The organism is Kitasatospora sp. NBC_01287 (assembly GCF_026340565.1).
Classification (GTDB): Bacteria; Actinomycetota; Actinomycetes; order Streptomycetales; family Streptomycetaceae; genus Kitasatospora.
In genome coordinates, this window is sequence record NZ_JAPEPB010000001.1 from 1,241,871 (window position 1) to 1,257,001 (window position 15,131).

At 74.4% G+C, this 15,131-nt stretch carries 15 protein-coding genes and 1 riboswitch; of the genes, 1 reads left to right on the top strand and 14 read right to left on the bottom strand.

All coding sequences use genetic code 11. From position 1 onward, the window contains the following. Positions 1 to 65 precede the first annotated feature (65 nt). The 10 genes from OG455_RS05045 to OG455_RS05090 form a co-directional block, all read right to left on the bottom strand. Positions 66 to 527 (bottom strand): PH domain-containing protein, encoded by a 462-nt coding sequence (locus OG455_RS05045; RefSeq protein WP_266290628.1) that lies wholly within the window; start codon positions 525 to 527, stop codon positions 66 to 68. A 132-nt stretch (positions 528 to 659) separates the two neighbouring features. Further along, positions 660 to 1,505 carry an ATP phosphoribosyltransferase gene (gene hisG / locus OG455_RS05050; protein WP_266290630.1) on the bottom strand — a complete coding sequence of 282 codons (846 nt, stop codon included), beginning with the start codon at positions 1,503 to 1,505 and terminating at the stop codon, positions 660 to 662. A gap of 89 nt (positions 1,506 to 1,594) precedes the next feature. After that, on the bottom strand, positions 1,595 to 1,867 hold the full coding sequence (locus tag OG455_RS05055; RefSeq protein ID WP_266290632.1) for a phosphoribosyl-ATP diphosphatase: 273 nt from the start codon (positions 1,865 to 1,867) through the stop codon (positions 1,595 to 1,597). 92 nt (positions 1,868 to 1,959) lie between these two features. Further along, positions 1,960 to 2,433: a 6,7-dimethyl-8-ribityllumazine synthase gene (ribH, locus tag OG455_RS05060; protein ID WP_266290634.1), complete on the bottom strand. Its 474-nt coding sequence runs from the start codon at positions 2,431 to 2,433 to the stop codon at positions 1,960 to 1,962. Positions 2,434 to 2,516: 83 nt separating this feature from the next. Next, the gene (locus OG455_RS05065) at positions 2,517 to 3,848 is read right to left on the bottom strand and encodes a bifunctional 3,4-dihydroxy-2-butanone-4-phosphate synthase/GTP cyclohydrolase II (protein ID WP_266290636.1); all 1,332 of its coding nucleotides are present in this window, start codon (positions 3,846 to 3,848) and stop codon (positions 2,517 to 2,519) included. Then, complete coding sequence (locus OG455_RS05070; RefSeq protein ID WP_266290638.1) at positions 3,845 to 4,492, bottom strand: nicotinamide mononucleotide transporter family protein; 648 nt, start codon at positions 4,490 to 4,492, stop codon at positions 3,845 to 3,847. The genes OG455_RS05065 and OG455_RS05070 overlap by 4 nt, the downstream gene beginning before the upstream one ends. Then, complete coding sequence (locus tag OG455_RS05075; RefSeq protein ID WP_266290640.1) at positions 4,489 to 5,184, bottom strand: riboflavin synthase; 696 nt, start codon at positions 5,182 to 5,184, stop codon at positions 4,489 to 4,491. The genes OG455_RS05070 and OG455_RS05075 overlap by 4 nt, the downstream gene beginning before the upstream one ends. 194 nt (positions 5,185 to 5,378) lie before the next feature. After that, positions 5,379 to 5,506: riboswitch (FMN riboswitch) on the bottom strand. A gap of 80 nt (positions 5,507 to 5,586) precedes the next feature. Further along, positions 5,587 to 6,471 carry an SMP-30/gluconolactonase/LRE family protein gene (locus OG455_RS05080; RefSeq protein ID WP_266290642.1) on the bottom strand — a complete coding sequence of 295 codons (885 nt, stop codon included), beginning with the start codon at positions 6,469 to 6,471 and terminating at the stop codon, positions 5,587 to 5,589. Continuing rightward, positions 6,468 to 7,214 (bottom strand): SDR family NAD(P)-dependent oxidoreductase, encoded by a 747-nt coding sequence (locus tag OG455_RS05085; RefSeq protein WP_266290644.1) that lies wholly within the window; start codon positions 7,212 to 7,214, stop codon positions 6,468 to 6,470. Before OG455_RS05085 ends, OG455_RS05080 begins: the two co-directional genes overlap by 4 nt. 109 nt (positions 7,215 to 7,323) lie before the next feature. Continuing rightward, positions 7,324 to 8,541 carry a cation:proton antiporter gene (locus OG455_RS05090; RefSeq protein ID WP_266290646.1) on the bottom strand — a complete coding sequence of 406 codons (1,218 nt, stop codon included), beginning with the start codon at positions 8,539 to 8,541 and terminating at the stop codon, positions 7,324 to 7,326. A gap of 269 nt (positions 8,542 to 8,810) precedes the next feature. Here OG455_RS05090 and OG455_RS05095 point away from each other — a divergent pair, with 269 nt between their 5' ends. Beyond that, entirely contained in the window at positions 8,811 to 9,497 is a 687-nt protein-coding gene (locus OG455_RS05095) for a hypothetical protein (RefSeq protein ID WP_266290648.1), read from the top strand. Between the two features lie 52 nt (positions 9,498 to 9,549). Here the strand turns inward: OG455_RS05095 and OG455_RS05100 are convergent, their stop codons facing one another. From OG455_RS05100 to OG455_RS05115, 4 genes are all read right to left on the bottom strand, one after another. Further along, on the bottom strand, positions 9,550 to 10,647 hold the full coding sequence (locus OG455_RS05100) for a DUF6777 domain-containing protein (protein WP_266290650.1): 1,098 nt from the start codon (positions 10,645 to 10,647) through the stop codon (positions 9,550 to 9,552). 580 nt (positions 10,648 to 11,227) lie between these two features. Further along, on the bottom strand, positions 11,228 to 12,160 hold the full coding sequence (locus OG455_RS05105) for a serine/threonine-protein kinase (RefSeq protein ID WP_266290652.1): 933 nt from the start codon (positions 12,158 to 12,160) through the stop codon (positions 11,228 to 11,230). 9 nt (positions 12,161 to 12,169) lie between these two features. Beyond that, on the bottom strand, positions 12,170 to 12,664 hold the full coding sequence (locus OG455_RS05110; protein ID WP_266290654.1) for a hypothetical protein: 495 nt from the start codon (positions 12,662 to 12,664) through the stop codon (positions 12,170 to 12,172). Continuing rightward, the gene (locus OG455_RS05115; RefSeq protein ID WP_266290656.1) at positions 12,661 to 15,129 is read right to left on the bottom strand and encodes an FHA domain-containing protein; all 2,469 of its coding nucleotides are present in this window, start codon (positions 15,127 to 15,129) and stop codon (positions 12,661 to 12,663) included. Before OG455_RS05115 ends, OG455_RS05110 begins: the two co-directional genes overlap by 4 nt. Positions 15,130 to 15,131 lie beyond the last annotated feature (2 nt).

Consider the following 15,131-nt stretch of genomic DNA (forward strand, 5'->3'; position numbering starts at 1 on the left):
AGCGGCCCTTGGACCATGGCGTCCCCGGGGTCGCGGCCCGGACCGCAGGCGTCAGGCCGCAGGCCTCAGGCGGCGGCCGGCTCGCCCGCCGCGCCGCGGGCCTCGGCCAGGTCGCGCAGGCCGCGGGCGGCGAGCACCGCCTGCTCGCGCCCGCTGCCGGGCTGGATGCCGAGGGCGGCCAGCGCCGTCCCGTCGGCCAGGTCCAGGGTCACCCAGGGGTCGCCCTGGCGGAGGTTCACCCGGACGATCTCGGCCCACTGCAGCCGCCGGGTGCGCACGAAGTTGACCACGGTCACCCCGTCCGCGTCCGCGAGCACCTTGGGCCTGGCCAGCATCACGCCGACCCCGGCGAAGACCAGGCCCAGCATGGTGAGCAGGATCCGGTCGTTCAGCTGCCAGCTGGCCGGGAGCAGCACCGCCATGCCGACGAAGAGCACCACCAGCACCGCGCTGGCCGGCAGCAGCACCAGGCGGTTGCGGCGCGGCGCCCAGGTGAGCGGCAGGGCGGGCAGGTCGGTGGCAGGCACGGCGGTGGTACTCCTGGGTGACGCGGACGGCGGGTGGAGCGGCCTGCGGGTGCGGCGACCGGCCGGTGAGGGCCAGCCACCGACGGCAGGTCAGCGGCGGCGGGTCAGAAGCCGCAGGTCAGAGGCGGCAGGTCAGAGGCGGCAGGCGTGGATGTTGGTCACCAGGACGCCGCGGGCGCCGATGTTCCACAGGTCGTCCATGATCCGCTGGGCCTCCTTGCGGAGCACCATCGAACGGACCGCGACCCAGCCCTCGGTGTGCAGCGGGGAGACGGTGGGCGACTCCAGGCCCGGGGTCAGGGCGACCGCCTCGGAGACCTTCTCGGCCCGGATGTCGTAGTCCATCAGCACGTAGCGGCGGGCCACCAGCACGCCCTGCAACCGGCGCATGAACTGCTCGACCCGAGCGTCCTCGCCCGCGCCCTTGGGCCGGATCACCACGGCGTCCGAGACCAGGATCGGCTCACCGAAGACCTCCAGGCCCGCGTTGCGCAGGCTGGTGCCGGTCTCCACCACATCGGCGATCACGTCGGCCACGCCCAGCTGCACCGCGGTCTCCACCGCGCCGTCCAGCTTGGTCACGGTCGCGCTGACGCCGTGCTCGGCCAGGTGCTGCTCGACCAGGCCGGTGTAGGAGGTGGCGATCCGCAGGCCCTGCAGGCCGTGCACGTCCTTGGGCGAGCCGACCGGGCCGGCGAACCGGAAGGTCGAGCCGCTGAAGCCGAGCGCGAGCACCTCCTCCGCACCGGCCGCGGAGTCCAGCAGCAGGTCACGCCCTGTGATGCCGACGTCCAGCCGGCCGGAGCCGACGTAGACCGCGATGTCGCGCGGGCGCAGGAAGAAGAACTCGACCTGGTTCTCCGGGTCGACCAGGACCAGTTCCTTGGGGTCCTTGCGCTGGCGGTACCCGGCCTCATGGAGCATCTCCGCCGCGGGACCCGAGAGCGAACCCTTGTTGGGGAGGGCGATGCGCAGCATGAGAGGAAGATCCTTCGCTGTGGGAGCGGTGCGGTGGGAGGGGAGCGGAGTACGGGACTCGGGGTGCGGCTCGGAGGTGGCGGTGCGGCTCAGAGGTAGGCGTAGACGTCGTCGAGCGTCAGCCCGCGGGCGACCATCATCACCTGAAGGTGGTAGAGGAGCTGTGAGATCTCCTCGGCGGTCTGCTCCTTGGTCTGGAACTCGGCGGCCATCCAGACCTCGGCCGCTTCCTCGACCACCTTCTTGCCGATGGCATGGACGCCCTGCTGCACGAGCTGGGCGGTGCGGGAGGACGCGGGGTCGCCGGTGGCGGCCTTCTGCTGGAGCTCGGTGAAGAGCGCCTCGAATGTCTTGGAAGCCATGATGGCACTCACCATACGGGCAATCGCGGGAGGCGTGGGAAGCGTCCCGGACGGTGGACACCGATCTGGGACGCTCCCCGGGGCGGGCGGGCTCAGCCCAGCGCGCGCAGCGTGGCGGCGGTGGCCACCGCGGCGGTGACCGCCTCGTGGCCCTTGTCCTCGGCCGAGCCCGGCAGCCCGGCGCGGTCGATCGCCTGCTCCTCGTTGTCGCAGGTCAGCACGCCGAAGCCGACCGGCACCCCGGTGTCGACGCTGACCTGGGTGAGGCCGAGGGTGGCCGCCTCGCAGACGTAGTCGAAGTGCGGGGTGCCACCGCGGATCACCACGCCGAGGGCGACCACCGCGTCGTAGCCGCGCTCGGCCAGGCGCTTGGCGGCGACCGGCAGCTCGAAGGTGCCCGGCACCCGGATGACGGTGGGCTCGGCGACGCCGAGCTCCTTCAGGGCGCGCCGGGCGCCGTCCAGCAGCCCGTCCATCACCTGGGTGTGCCACTGGGCGGCGATCACCGCGACCCGCAGGTCCTGGGCGTTCTCGACGGTCAGCTCGGGGGCTCCGTGGCCGCTCACGTTCATGTCCTCACGGTTGGGTTGCTGTGGTCGGAAGGGATCGGAAGGGGGATCGGAAAGGGCATCGGAAAGGGCAGGGCCGGTCAGCCGACGAGCCACGGCAGGTCGTGGCCCATCCGGTCGCGCTTGGTCAGCAGGTAGGCCAGGTTGTGCTCGCCCGCCTGCACCGGGATCGGCTCGCGGCCGGTGACCTTGAGGCCGTGCTCGGTGAGCGCGGCGAGCTTCTCGGGGTTGTTGGTGAGCAGGCTCAGCGAGCGCACCCCGAGGTCGGTGAGGATCTGCGCGGCGCCGCTGTAGTCGCGGGCGTCGGCGGGCAGGCCCAGCTCCAGGTTGGCGTCCACGGTGTCGCGGCCCTGCTCCTGCAGCTGGTAGGCGCGCAGCTTGTGGCCCAGGCCGATGCCGCGCCCCTCGTGGCCGCGAAGGTAGAGCACCACGCCACGCCCCGCCTCGGCCACCCGCTCCAGCGAGGCCTGCAGCTGGGGGCCGCAGTCGCAGCGCAGCGAGCCGAAGACGTCGCCGGTCAGGCACTCGGAGTGGACCCGGACCAGCACGTCCTCGCCGTCCGGCAGCCGCCCGTGCTCGTCCAGGCCGCCGGCCACCAGCGCGACGTGCTCGGTACCGTCGATCGTGCCGCGGTAGCCGACGGCGGTGAACTCACCGTGCACGGTGGGCAGCTTGGTGACCGCGATCCGCTCGGCGTGCAGCTCGGTGCGGCGGCGGTAGGCGATCAGGTCCTCGATCGAGATGATCGCCAGGCCGTGCTGCCGGGCGAAGGCGACCAGCTCGGGCAGCCGGGCCATGGTGCCGTCGTCGTTGACCACCTCGCAGATCGCGGCGGCCGGCGGCAGCCCCGCCAGGCGGGCCAGGTCCACCCCGGCCTCGGTGTGGCCCGGGCGGACCAGCACCCCGCCGTCCACGGCGCGCAGCGGGAAGACATGACCCGGACGAGTGAAGTCGCGTGCGGTACTGGCCGGTTCACCCAGCAGCCGCACGGTCAGCGCGCGGTCGGCTGCCGAGATGCCGGTCGACTCCACCTCGCGGGCGTCGACCGAGACGGTGTAGGCGGTGCCCTTGCGGTCCTCGTTCACCCGGGTCATCGGCGGCAGGTCGAGCCGGTCGGCGTCGGCGTGGGTGACCGGCACGCAGATCACGCCGGAGGTGTAGCGGATGGTGAAGGCGAGCAGTTCGGGCGTGGCGGCGCTCGCCGCGAAGATCAGGTCGCCCTCGTTCTCGCGGTTCTCGTCGTCCACCACGACCACCGCGCGGCCGGCCGCGATGTCGGCGATGGCGCGCTCGACCGGGTCGAGCGTCAGGTCGGCGGCGGCGACGGCCCCGGCGGTTCCGGTGGTGCCAGTGGTGCCGGTGGACAGGGCGGACACCGGGGCGGTGCTGCGGTCGGTAGCGGTGATGCTCATGCCGTGGCTCCCTGCAGGGTCGAGGCGGAGGCGGTACGGGGCGTGCGGCCGCGCAGCCACCAGGCGCGCAGGCCGAGCAGCACCAGCACGAAGTAGATGCTGTAGGTCAGGCCGGAGAAGGCGTAGCCGTTGTTGAAGGCGAGCGGGACGCCGACCACGTCGACGGCGATCCAGGCGATCCAGAACTCCACCCAACCGCGCGCCTGGGCGACCATCGCGGCCAGCGTGCCGGTGAAGATGTAGGCGTCCGACCACGGGCTCCAGGACATCCAGGAGTAGTGGGTGAAGAGCAGCGCCAGGCCCACGGTGGCCACCGCCGTGCCGGCGACCAGCAGCGCGCGCTCGGTCCAACTGGCGAACCGCACCTGGATCTCACCGGTGTCGCGGCGCCCGCGCTGCCACTGGAACCAGCCCCAGAGCGCGGTGACCACCACGATCACCTGCTTGCCCGCCAGGCCGGACAGGTGGCCGGACGCGAAGGCCCCGAAGAGCACCACGCCGGAGAGGAGTTGGGCCGGCCAGCTCCAGATCGAGCGCCGCCAGCCGAGCGCCAGCGCGCCCAGGCCCAGCAGGTTGCCGATCATGTCGGTCCAGAGCACGTGCTGGCCGAATATCGAGAAGGCGATGCCGTTGAGCCAGTTCACGAGGCGTCCTTGGGGTCCACGGGGGCCGTGCCGAGAGGGGAGAGCGCGGCGCCGCCCGGGACGACACCCGCGCCCAGCAACCGCTCCACGTACTTGGCGAGCACGTCGACCTCCAGGTTGACCGGCTCGCCCACCGCCTTGGCGCCCAGCGTGGTGAGCGCGAGGGTGGCGGGGATCAGGCTGACGGTGAAGGTGTCGGCGGCCGCCTCGACCACGGTGAGGCTGATGCCGTCCACGGTGATCGAGCCCTTGTCGACCAGGTAGCGCGCGATGCTCGGCGGCAGCGAGAAGCGCAGCACCTCCCAGCGCGGCAGCCCGTCCTCGTCCAACTCGCCCGGGGCGCGGCCCAGCAGGGTGGCGGTGGCGTCGACGTGCCCCTGCACCAGGTGTCCGCCGAGCCGGGCGCCGAGCGCCATCGCGCGCTCCAGGTTGACCCGGGAGCCGGGCCCGAGCGCGCCGAGGCTGGACCTGTTGAGTGTCTCGGCCATCACGTCAGCGCTGAACTCACCGGCGCCCAGCGCGAGTTCCTCAGGGGTGTCGACCACGGTCAGGCAGACGCCGTTGACCGCGATGGAGGCGCCGTGCCGGGCGTCGGAACAGACCACCGGACCGCGCAGGCGGATCCGCGAGGAGTCGCCGAACTCCTCGATGGAGACGACCTCGCCGAGCTCTTCGATGATGCCGGTGAACACCCGGGTTCTCCTCGCGCTAGAGGCGCGGACTCCGGGGCGGCATGACATGGGAAGCTGACCAACGGGCCTACCGGAACGGCGGAGCCGCGCGGAGCCCTCGGACCGCGCGCCCCCTGCAGGAGGACGGCCATCCGCCGACACCGCTCGAACGCGGCTCCCGCCAAGGGGAACCACGGCACCGCTGTCCAACCCGTCGCGCACGCCTCCCATCCGGACTTTAACCGTCGGTCCAGGAATTTCACCTGGTCAACCGGCCGCTGGCTGCGGACGGGTCGCGGACTGTAACCGCCGGTTCGGATTTTCACCGACCCCGGAGTGCGCTGAACGTCACTGCTTACTGCATTGCCGTCATTCTGCCATGATCCGCAAGCGCGGCGGGAGAGGATGGCGCTGTGCTCTGTTTCACTCGGCGGCCGGGAATGCCCGCGACCTCGGGATCCGCGCCTCGGTGGGCGGCAGCCCCGGCACCGGCACGCGCACTGCGTGCAGTCGCCCGGCCGTCGCCCCGGTGGCGCCCGGCGGACGACTGGCAGTGGTGATGTAGAGGGTGCGCAGGTCCGGGCCGCCGAAGGCGCAGCTGGTGGGGTGCGAGACCGGCAGCGGCAGCACCGTGGCCAACCGGCCGTCCGGGGTGTAGCGGTGCAGGGCCGAGCCGTCGAACAGGGCGACCCAGACCGCGCCGGCGGCATCGACCGCCAGACCGTCGGGCCGGCCGGGGGCACTCACCTCGGCGAAGGTGCGTCGGGCGATGGTCGCGCCGAGAGCGCTCGCGGGGGCCGCGCCGATGGCCAGGGCAGGGTCGAGCAGCTCGATCCGGCGGGTGGGAGTGTCGATCCAGTACATCCGACTGCCGTCCGGGCTCCAGCCCAGGCCGTTGGAGATGGTGGCCCCCGCGATGACTTGACGGACCGTCAGATCCTCGTCGAGCCGGAACAGCGCGCCGCGCCCGTCCGGTTCGCCGGACACCATGGTGCCCACCCAGATCCGGCCGGTCGGGTCGGTCTTGGCGTCGTTGCAGCGGTCGGCCGCCCCGAGCGGGATCCGGGCGAGCGTCGCCCCGGTGGCCAGGTCCTCGATCCGGTCGGCCCGGACCACCGCCCACCCGGCGCTGGTGGGCAGCACGGCCGCGACCGGCGGCGGCAGCGCCGTCGAGGAGCCGTCCGTGCTGTGCACCAGCCCGGCCGGGATGTCCACCCAGCGCAGGGTGCCGGTGCGCACGTCCCAGACCGGCCCTTCGCCGAGCAGGCTCACCCGGTCGTCCACGGCTTCGACTCGCGGCGTGCTCATCGGACGCTCACCTCGGGGAGCACCGCGAGCGCGCCGCCGTCGACCGGCAGGCAGACGCCGTTCACATAGCCGGAACCCGGCCCGGCCAGGAACGCCACCACCTCGGCCACCTCCTCCGGCCCCGCCGGCCGCCCCAACGGGTAGCCGGCCAGGATCCGTTCGCGCTCCGCCGGCTCCTGCCAGCGGTGCGCGTTGCGCGCCACGGCCACGAAGCCCGGCTCCACCACGTTGCAGCGCAGGCCCGCCGGCCCCCACTCGACAGCGGCAGCCCTGGCCAGCGCGGCCAGCCCGGCCTTGGCCACCGCGTAGGGCGCCATCCCCGGGACGGCGCCGTGCGCGTGCACCGAGCCGATCAGCACCAGCGAAGCGGGCCGCCCGGCCGCCGCGCGCAGCAGCGCGGCCCCCGCCCGCCAGGCGGAGACCACGGTGGTGTCGAAGACCTGGTGCCAGGCCTCGGCCGTCTGCTCGGCCAGCGGCGCCCGGTGCTCGGCCAGCAGTGCGTGCACCACGGCGAACGGCGGCCGCTCGCAGGCGGCGAAGGCCCGCGCGAGCACCGCCTCGTCGGCGGCGTCGCCGACCACCGCGCGGCAGCCGGGCAGCTCGCGCACCGCCTCGTGCCGGTCGACCGCGACCACCTGCGCCCCGCCCTCGGCCAGCCGCTCCGCACAGGCCCGCCCGATCCCGCCGGCAGCTCCGAGCACGATCGCGGACCCGCCGGCGAGGGGTGGGTGAGTACTGGGCACGGGCGGCCTCCTCAGGCTCCGGGCGTCAATTTCCCAGAGATAGTTTCTCGGAGAAGTATCAGCCGCCGTCAACACCCCCACGGCTCACGTACGCGGCTCACCTCGCGGCTCACCCGCCGGCCGCCCGCTCGCGTGCCCTGGCGTAGCGCTCGGCCAGCGGGCCGTAGGTCAACCCGTGCAGGACCAGGCTCATCAGCACGGTCATCGTCATCACCTGGCCGATCAGGTCGGCGGCGTGCGGGTCGGCCGGGGTCAGCGCGATGAAGGCGAGCAGGCCGAAGACGATGGAGGCCAGCCCGCGCGGCCCGAGCCAGGCCAGCAGCAGGCGGTCGGCCCGGCTCAGGCCGCTGCCCAGCAGGCTGAGCAGCACCGGGCCGATCCGCACCACGGTCAGCGACAGGAACGCGTAGGCCACCACCCGGCCGTCGAAGTCGCCGGTGAACGCCTGGGTGACGACCTCCCCGAAGACGAACCAGAGCGCGAGCGAGAGCAGCGTCCCGGTGTCCTCGACCAGGTGCAGCGTCCTGGCCGGCAGCGCCCGGGAGTACGGCGTGAAACCGAGCCCGGCCACGAAGGCCGCGACGAAGCCGTTGCCGTCCAGCACGATCGCCAGCGCGTAGGCCATCAGGGGCAGCGCGACGATACCCAGCCGAACGGCGGCGGGCCTGGTCCAGCCCGCCCGCCAGGCCCGCCGCAGCAGCCAGCCGGCGGGGCGGCCGACCAGGACGCCGGCGACCACCGCCCAGAGCAGCGCGTTGACCGCCGCCCCCAGCGGATCGTCGGCCGCCTCCGGGACCCCGCCGTGCGCCTCGGCACCCGCCAGGCAGAGCAGGAAGACCGGGGCGACGATGCCGTCGTTCAGCCCGCTCTCCACCGTGAGCACCCCGCGCAGCCAGGACGGCAGACGGGCGTCGCGGATCAGCTCGGCGGCCGGGGCCAGGTCGATCGGCACCGTCACCGAGGTGAACAGCGCGGCCAGCCACCAGTGGTCCGCCGGGAAGAGCAGGCCGCCCACCAGCAGCCCGGCACCCAGGGTCAGCGGCAGGGCGAGGACCAGCAGCCGGGCCAGCAGCCCGCGCTGCTCATGGATGGCACCGGCCGGCACCGCGGTGGCGTCGACGAAGAGCAGGATCGCGAGGATGATCTCCACGGCCCGCTCGGCCTGCGAGGTGCCCAGACTGATCCGGACCACCGGATGCGGGCCGACGGTCAGCGCCACTCCCGCGGCCGTCATCGCGACCGGCGCCGTGATGCTCCAGTGCGCCAGCCGGTCGGCCACCAGGGCCCAGGCGAAGAGCGTTGCCATGCTGACGACCAGCGCGATCACGCACGAACCTGTCTTCCCCCGGTGCGTGACCGGTCGGCTGCGGAGTGATCCCGATGGTAGGGCTCCGGGCACCGGGCGGAGCGGTCTGACGCTCCGTCGCGGGCCGGACCACGCGTTCAGCCCCGCGCCCGACCCACGACGTCCGCGCTCCGCGCGGTGGCGGTTTCGCCGCAGCACCATCACGACCTGATCACAAGCTGACGCATGGTCAGCCCGAGCTGGCAGGCTGACGCGTCGCCACGCTCCCACTCTTCGCACCGAGGACCGCCATGCCCGACAGCTTCCCCACCCCGCCCGGCTGGAGCCGGCCGCTGCAGCCCGCCGCACCGCGCCGACCGCGCAAGGGCCTCAAGATCGCCGGGATCGGCTGCGGAATACCCGTGGGCCTCTTCGTCCTGGCCGGCGTCGTCAGTGCCGTCGTCTCTCCGCAGAAGGAGACGGTGACGACAGCCGGAGCGACGACGACTGCGACGCACTCGGTCTCTCCCACGCCGACCGCCTCGCCGACCGCCTCGCCCGCCTCCTCGCTCATCGCCGCACCGGCCCAGGCGCCGACGCTCCCCCCGACGCCCGCGCAGACCGCTCCGGCGGCCCCGGCCGCGAACACTCCCGCCGCTCCCACAGCTCCCGCCGCCGGCACCCCGGCGGCCCGGCCGACGCCCGCGGCCACCCGCACCCCCTCCCCCGCCGCGAAGCCCACACCCGCCCGGCCAACCACGGCGGCGCAGCCCCCCGCCGACCAGCCGCAACCGCCGCAGCAAGCGGAACCACCGGCCACCCCCGCCGCGCCGGCCGCGCCGGCCGCGCCGGCCGGGGTGCTCCTGTCACCGAGCGGCAACTACTACCGTGCCGGGGAGTTCTGCCCGAAGGCCGATCTCGGGAAGTCGACCGTGGAGAGCGACGGCACCAGCATCACCTGCGTCACCGAGAGCGGCGGCCTGCACTGGCACTACTGACCGGCACCACTGACCGGCACCACTGATCCGGCTCGGCCCCGCGTGATCCGGGTCAGCCCCGCACCGCCGAGCCGTCCGCGTTCGCGGCCGGGGAGAGCGCCGCGGGCGGTGCGGAGGTCAGCGTGGCGGCCCCCGTCCCGGTCGAGTGGCCGCCGGTCGGCGGCCCGCTGCTGCTCGGCGGCGCCGAGGAGGCCGCCGAGCTCGCGGCCGACGTCGCGGCCGAGGCCGAGCTCGCCGCTCCGGTGGCCGTCGCGGTGGCCGGCCCGGTGCCGGAGGCCGTCGAGGTGGCGGTCGCCGTCGCCGTCCGCCCGCCGGAGGCCGAGGCCGAGCCGCTCGCGGCGCCCGTCGGCGCGGTGGTGGCCCGGTCACCGGCTCCGGTGCCGCCGACCGGCCGGGTGAACCAGTGGCCGCTGCCCTGGTCGACCAGGACCAGCGAGCCGACCGGGGCCGGGGCGGGCTGCACCTCCACGACCTGGGTGGCGCTGAAGCCGGACCAAGCGTCACCGGTGTACTGCGGCGACGCGCTGTCGGCCGTCGGCGGCAGCAGGGGGTTGCCGCAGGCGCAGCGGGCCCGCGGCACGCCGCGGTCGTCGACCAGCACCGCGGTACCGGCCTGGAGCACCGACTGGTAGCTGGTGGCGGCGCCGCCCGCGAAGCCGTGGTTGGTCACCCGGGTGTCGACCCGCAGCACGACCGGGGTGAGCGTGTGCAGGTAGGCGGGGATCTGTCCGATGTCGATGCCCTCGACGCCGGCCCAGGCGTTCCCCTTGTCGGGGTGGGTGGTGAGGAACTCGGAGAGCTGGGCGACATCGCAGCTGGCGACCTGCTCGGTGCCGCCGTAGAGGCCGACCGTGCCACCGCTCACGTTCTGCGCGCCGCCCGGCCCGGCGGAGACGGTGATGGTCCCGGGCGCGGGGCCGGAGGCGGCGCCCGGGGAGCCGCCGGACGGGCCCGCCGAGGGTGAGGCGGCGACCGAAGTGGTGTACGGGTCCTGCCCGGGAGCGGCCGCCGCCACCAGGGTCACCTTCGATCCCGGCGACGAGGGTGCCGACGCCGACACGGTGGGGCTGCTCGACTTGGGCTGGCGCTCCACCAGGATCACCGCCAGCACCACCGCGACCACCACCACGCCGACGGCCACCGCGATCATGCGCGGCCGCCGCCACCACGGCGGGCGGGGCCCGGAGCCCGCGGCGCCCACCACGGTACGGGCGGGGGGCGGTGGCGGCGGCGGGACGGCGCCCTGAGCGCCGGGCCCCGACGGCGGCGGCCCGGCGGGCGGCGCCGAGGACGGGCCGGGCGGTGGCTCGGCGCCAGAGCCTGCCCCCGAACCCGAACCCGAACCCGATGAACCGGGGCCGGTGCCAGGACCGGAACCCGGAGCGGTGTCCGCTCCCGAACCCGCTCCTGACCCAGGGCCCGGCGGTCGCCCGGCCGGTCCGGCACCGGAGGCGCCCGAATCCCCCGCCAGCGGCCCGGACGGCGGCCCGGCGGGCGAGGCCGGCTCGGTCGGGCGGTCCGGTCGGCTCGAACCCTGCGACGGGTCCGGCGCGTCCGAGCCGCGCGGCGCGGCGGCCTCGGTCGGCCGATCCGGCTGGCTCGGCTGGTCCGGCTGGTCCGGCTGGTCCGGCTGGTCTGACGGGGTTTCGGAGCTCACCCGCCATTCTCTGTGCGACGGCGGCGGCACCCGCAACCGCTGCTGCGGTGAACGGCTCACGGACCGTCAGGCGTCAGGCGTCAGGCTCGTCCGGCTCGTCCGGCGTCAGGAAGACCGGTGCCGCCCACGCGGGCGGGCGCGGCACCGGGCGGACCGGCCTGGCCCCGCCCTCCCCCGCGCGCCGCAGGGCCGTGACGAACTCCATGCAGCTGCCGTACCGCGCCTGCGGCTGTTTGGCCAGCGCCCGTCCCAGCACCGCGTCCACCTCGGTGCTGATCCCGGTCGGGGGCGGCGGGTCGTGCAGGTGGGCCCAGACCAGCGCCAGGTCGTCGTCCCGGCGGAACGGCGGCGCCCCGGTGAGCGCCTCCTGCACCACGCAGGCCAGGCCGTAGACGTCGCAGCGCCCGTCCACCGGCTTGCCCTCGATCTGCTCGGGCGCGATGTAGTCGACAGTGCCGACGAACTGGCCGACCGTGGTGAAACCGGTCAGCGAGAGCGACTTCTTGGTCAGTCCGAAGTCGGTCAGGTAGAGGTGCTCGGGGTGCTCGGGGTCGGTGCCCTCGGCGACCAGGATGTTGCCCGGCTTCACATCGCGGTGGACCAGGTCGTGGGCGTGCGCGGCGTCCAGCGCGGAGGCCACCTGGGCGAAGAGCCGGGCCGCTCTGGGCACCGGGAGCGGCCCCTCGCGGTCGAGCAGGGCGCGCAGGTCCAGGCCCCGGACGTAGCGCATCGCGATGAAGAGCACCCCCTGCGCCTCGCCGGCCTCGAAGACCGGGACGATGTGCGGGTGGTCGATGGAGGCGGCGATCCGCGACTCGTGCTCGAAGCGGCGGCGGAAGACGTCGTTGCGGGCCAGTTCAGGAGCCAGCACCTTGATCGCGACAGTACGCCCGAGCCGCAGGTCCAGCGCCCGGTAGACCACGGCCATCCCGCCGCGCCCGAGCTCGTGCTCCAGGCGGTATCCGGCGATCTCCTGCCCGGCCAGGTCCGAGGGCATCGCGGACATCGGCGGCCGTCACCGCTCGGCCTGCGGGTCGGTGGCGTAGCCGCGCAACCGGGTCCCGTCGCAGTAGTACCAGCGGTGCTCGGCGAGGTCGAGCAGCCAGGCCTCGGTGCCGGCCACCACTGCGCCGATCCGCAGGCCGGCGGCTCGCTCCGCGAAGGCGCCCAGGGTCAGCCGCCCGGCAGCCAGGTCGTCGAGCAGCACGCGGTAGTCGGCCAGGGCCCGCTCCAGGCGGGCCAGCAGCGGACGCGGGTCCTCACCGGCCAGCAGCTCGGCCGGGTCCGGGCCGCGCGGCAGGGTGACCAGCAGCCGCCCGTCCAGCCAGGTGGCCCACCCGTTGGCGCAGACCACCCGGGCCCAGTCCCCCACGGTCTCGGCGAGCCGGACCGGGAGCAGCGGGTCGAGCCGGGCGGCGGGCCGGGCCGGGTCGGGGGCCACCCAACTGGGCAGCCCGCCGGGCGGTATCACATGGGTCGGTTCGAACCCCTCGGTGGCGGCCCCGATCACCGCCGCATCACCGCCGGCTCGTGGCGGCGCAGCAACCGCAGCACCAGCAGGCCGAAGACGAGGCTGAGGACCAGCAGCATCCCCATGTCCAGCAGCCAGACCCCGGCGCTGTGCCGGAAGAGCGGGTCGGCGGTCAGCGTGCCCGGCACCAGGGCGGGCAGGTCGACGGTGGCGGCCATCGCGGCGAGCGCCCAGCGGGAGGGGACCAGCCAGGAGAGCTGGTCGAGCCCGGGCACGCCGTTCAACCGCAGCAGGGCGCCGCAGAAGACCACCTGCACGATGGCCAGCAGCACCAGCAGCGGCATGGTCACCTCCTCCTTGCGGACCAGGGCGGAGATGAGCAGGCCGAGCATCATCGCGGTGAAGGAGAGCACCGCGACGGAGAGGGCGATCTCGATCAGCGGCGGCATCAGCACCCCGCCGCCGGCCGGCCGCAGCTTGACGCCGGCCAGGCCGACCACGGTGAGCACCACCGCCTGCACCACCGTCACCGTGCCGAGCACCACCACCTTGGAGCAGAGGTAGGCCGAGCGGGACAGGCCGACCGCGCGTTCGCGCTGGTAGATGGCCCGCTCCTTGACCAGCTCGCGCACCGCGTTGGCCGCGCCGGTGAGCACCCCGCCGACGCAGAGCAGCAGCAGGGCGTTGAGCGCGCTGTTCTGGGTGAGCTTGCCGCCCGCCAGGGCGCGGGTCATCGCACCCATCACGAAGGGCAGCGCGATCATGATCGCCAGGAAGGTCCGGTCGGCGGTCAGCGCGGTGGCGTAGCGGCGGACCAGGGTGCCGACCTGGTGGTGCCAGCGCTGCGGGGTGGGCGACTTGAGCATGGGCCGCTCGGCCGGGGGTGCGGCGGCCGGGTACCCGACGGCGGCGTGGTCACCCGGTCCGGCGGGCCGGCTGCCCGGTCCGGCGGGCTGCGCGGGGCTGATGGGCCGGACGGGGCCGGCCGGCTGGACGGGGCCGGCCGGTTGGATCGGGCCCGCCGGCTGGGCGAGGTAGCGGCGGTAAGGCGTGGAGGCGCGGTACTGGCCGGCCCAGTCGCGGTCCGGCTCGGTCTCGAACGCCTCGAAGGCCTCGGGCCACTGCCGGTAGCCGAGGTAGGGCAGGGTCTCCTCCGGCGGACCGTAGTAGGCGGTGCGCCCGCCGGGGGCGAGCAGCAGCAGCCGGTCGCAGAGGTCCAGGCTGAGCACGCTGTGGGTGACCACGATGACGGTGCGCCCGTCGTCGGCCAGCGCGCGCAGCATGTGCATCACCGAGCGGTCCATGCCGGGGTCAAGGCCCGAGGTGGGCTCGTCCAGGAAGAGCAGCGAGGGCTTGGTGAGCAGTTCGAGGGCGACGCTGACGCGTTTGCGCTGGCCGCCGGAGAGGCTGGAGATGACCAGGTCCGCACGCTGCTCCAGGCCGAGTTCGCCGAGCACCTCGGCGATCCGGGCCTCGCGCTCGGCGGGTGCGGTGTCGCCGGGGAACCGTAGTTCGGCCGCGTAGCCGAGGGCTCGGCGCACCGTGAGCTGGGTGTGCAGGATGTCGTCCTGCGGCACCAGCCCGATCCGGCGGCGCAGTTCGGCGTAGTCGCGGTACAGGTCGCGGCCGTCGTAGCGGACGCTGCCCTCGTCGGCGGGGCGCAGGCCGGTGAGCGCGTTGAGCAGCGTGGACTTGCCCGCGCCGCTCGGTCCGGCGACCGCGAGCAGGCACTTCTCGCCGACCGGGAAGCTGATGCCGTCCAGCAGGGTGCGGCCCTCACCGGTGCGGACCCGCAGGTCCTGCACGTCGAGGCTGACCTCGCCGGTGTCGGCGAACTCCTGCAACTCGCCGTCGACCAGGCAGAACACGGAGTGGCCGATGCCGACCAGGTCGCCGGGGCCGACCTCGGCCCGCAGCACCGGCTGGCCGTTGAGGTAGGTGCCGTTGTGGCTGCCGAGGTCGACGATCTCGTACCGGCCGTCGGCGGGCGTGCGCAGTTCGGCGTGGTGCCGGGAGACCTCCAGGTCCTCGATCACCAGGTCGTTGCCGAGCGCGCGGCCGATGTGCACCGTGCGGGCGCTCAGCGGGTGCACGCTGGTGGGCGGACGGTAGGAGCCGGTGATGGCGGTCAGCGCGGTCGGCCGTGGTCCCGGGCGGGCCCGCCGCGCGGGCTCGGGGGCGGCGGGCACCGGGGCCAACTCCACCTGAGGGCCGTCGCCCGGGCTGCCGAACCGGACCACGCTGCCGGCGCTGACGTCGAGATGGCCGATCCGGTGGCCCGCGACGTAGGTGCCGTTGGTGCTGTGCAGGTCGTCCAGGACCCAGTGGGTGCCATCGGCGTGCAGAACGGCGTGGTGCCAGGAGACCCGGGGATCGGCGAGCGGGATCTCGCTGACCGGATCACGGCCCACACGGTACGAGCGGCTCGGGCTGAGGAGCTGCGAGTCGCCGGCGGTCTGCAGGACCAGCTGCGGCGCGGTGGGCGCGACCTGTCGCTCTCCCATAC

Coding starts and splice junctions, on each gene's coding strand:
- hisG (WP_266290630.1), bottom strand. CDS start 1,505: ATGCTGCGCATCGCCCTCCCCAACAAGGGTTCGCTCTCGGGTCCCGCG.
- OG455_RS05055 (WP_266290632.1), bottom strand. CDS start 1,867: ATGGCTTCCAAGACATTCGAGGCGCTCTTCACCGAGCTCCAGCAGAAG.
- OG455_RS05065 (WP_266290636.1), bottom strand. CDS start 3,848: ATGAGCATCACCGCTACCGACCGCAGCACCGCCCCGGTGTCCGCCCTG.
- OG455_RS05080 (WP_266290642.1), bottom strand. CDS start 6,471: ATGAGCACGCCGCGAGTCGAAGCCGTGGACGACCGGGTGAGCCTGCTC.
- OG455_RS05095 (WP_266290648.1), top strand. CDS start 8,811: ATGCCCGACAGCTTCCCCACCCCGCCCGGCTGGAGCCGGCCGCTGCAG.
- OG455_RS05100 (WP_266290650.1), bottom strand. CDS start 10,647: ATGATCGCGGTGGCCGTCGGCGTGGTGGTGGTCGCGGTGGTGCTGGCG.
- OG455_RS05105 (WP_266290652.1), bottom strand. CDS start 12,160: ATGTCCGCGATGCCCTCGGACCTGGCCGGGCAGGAGATCGCCGGATAC.
- OG455_RS05115 (WP_266290656.1), bottom strand. CDS start 15,129: ATGGGAGAGCGACAGGTCGCGCCCACCGCGCCGCAGCTGGTCCTGCAG.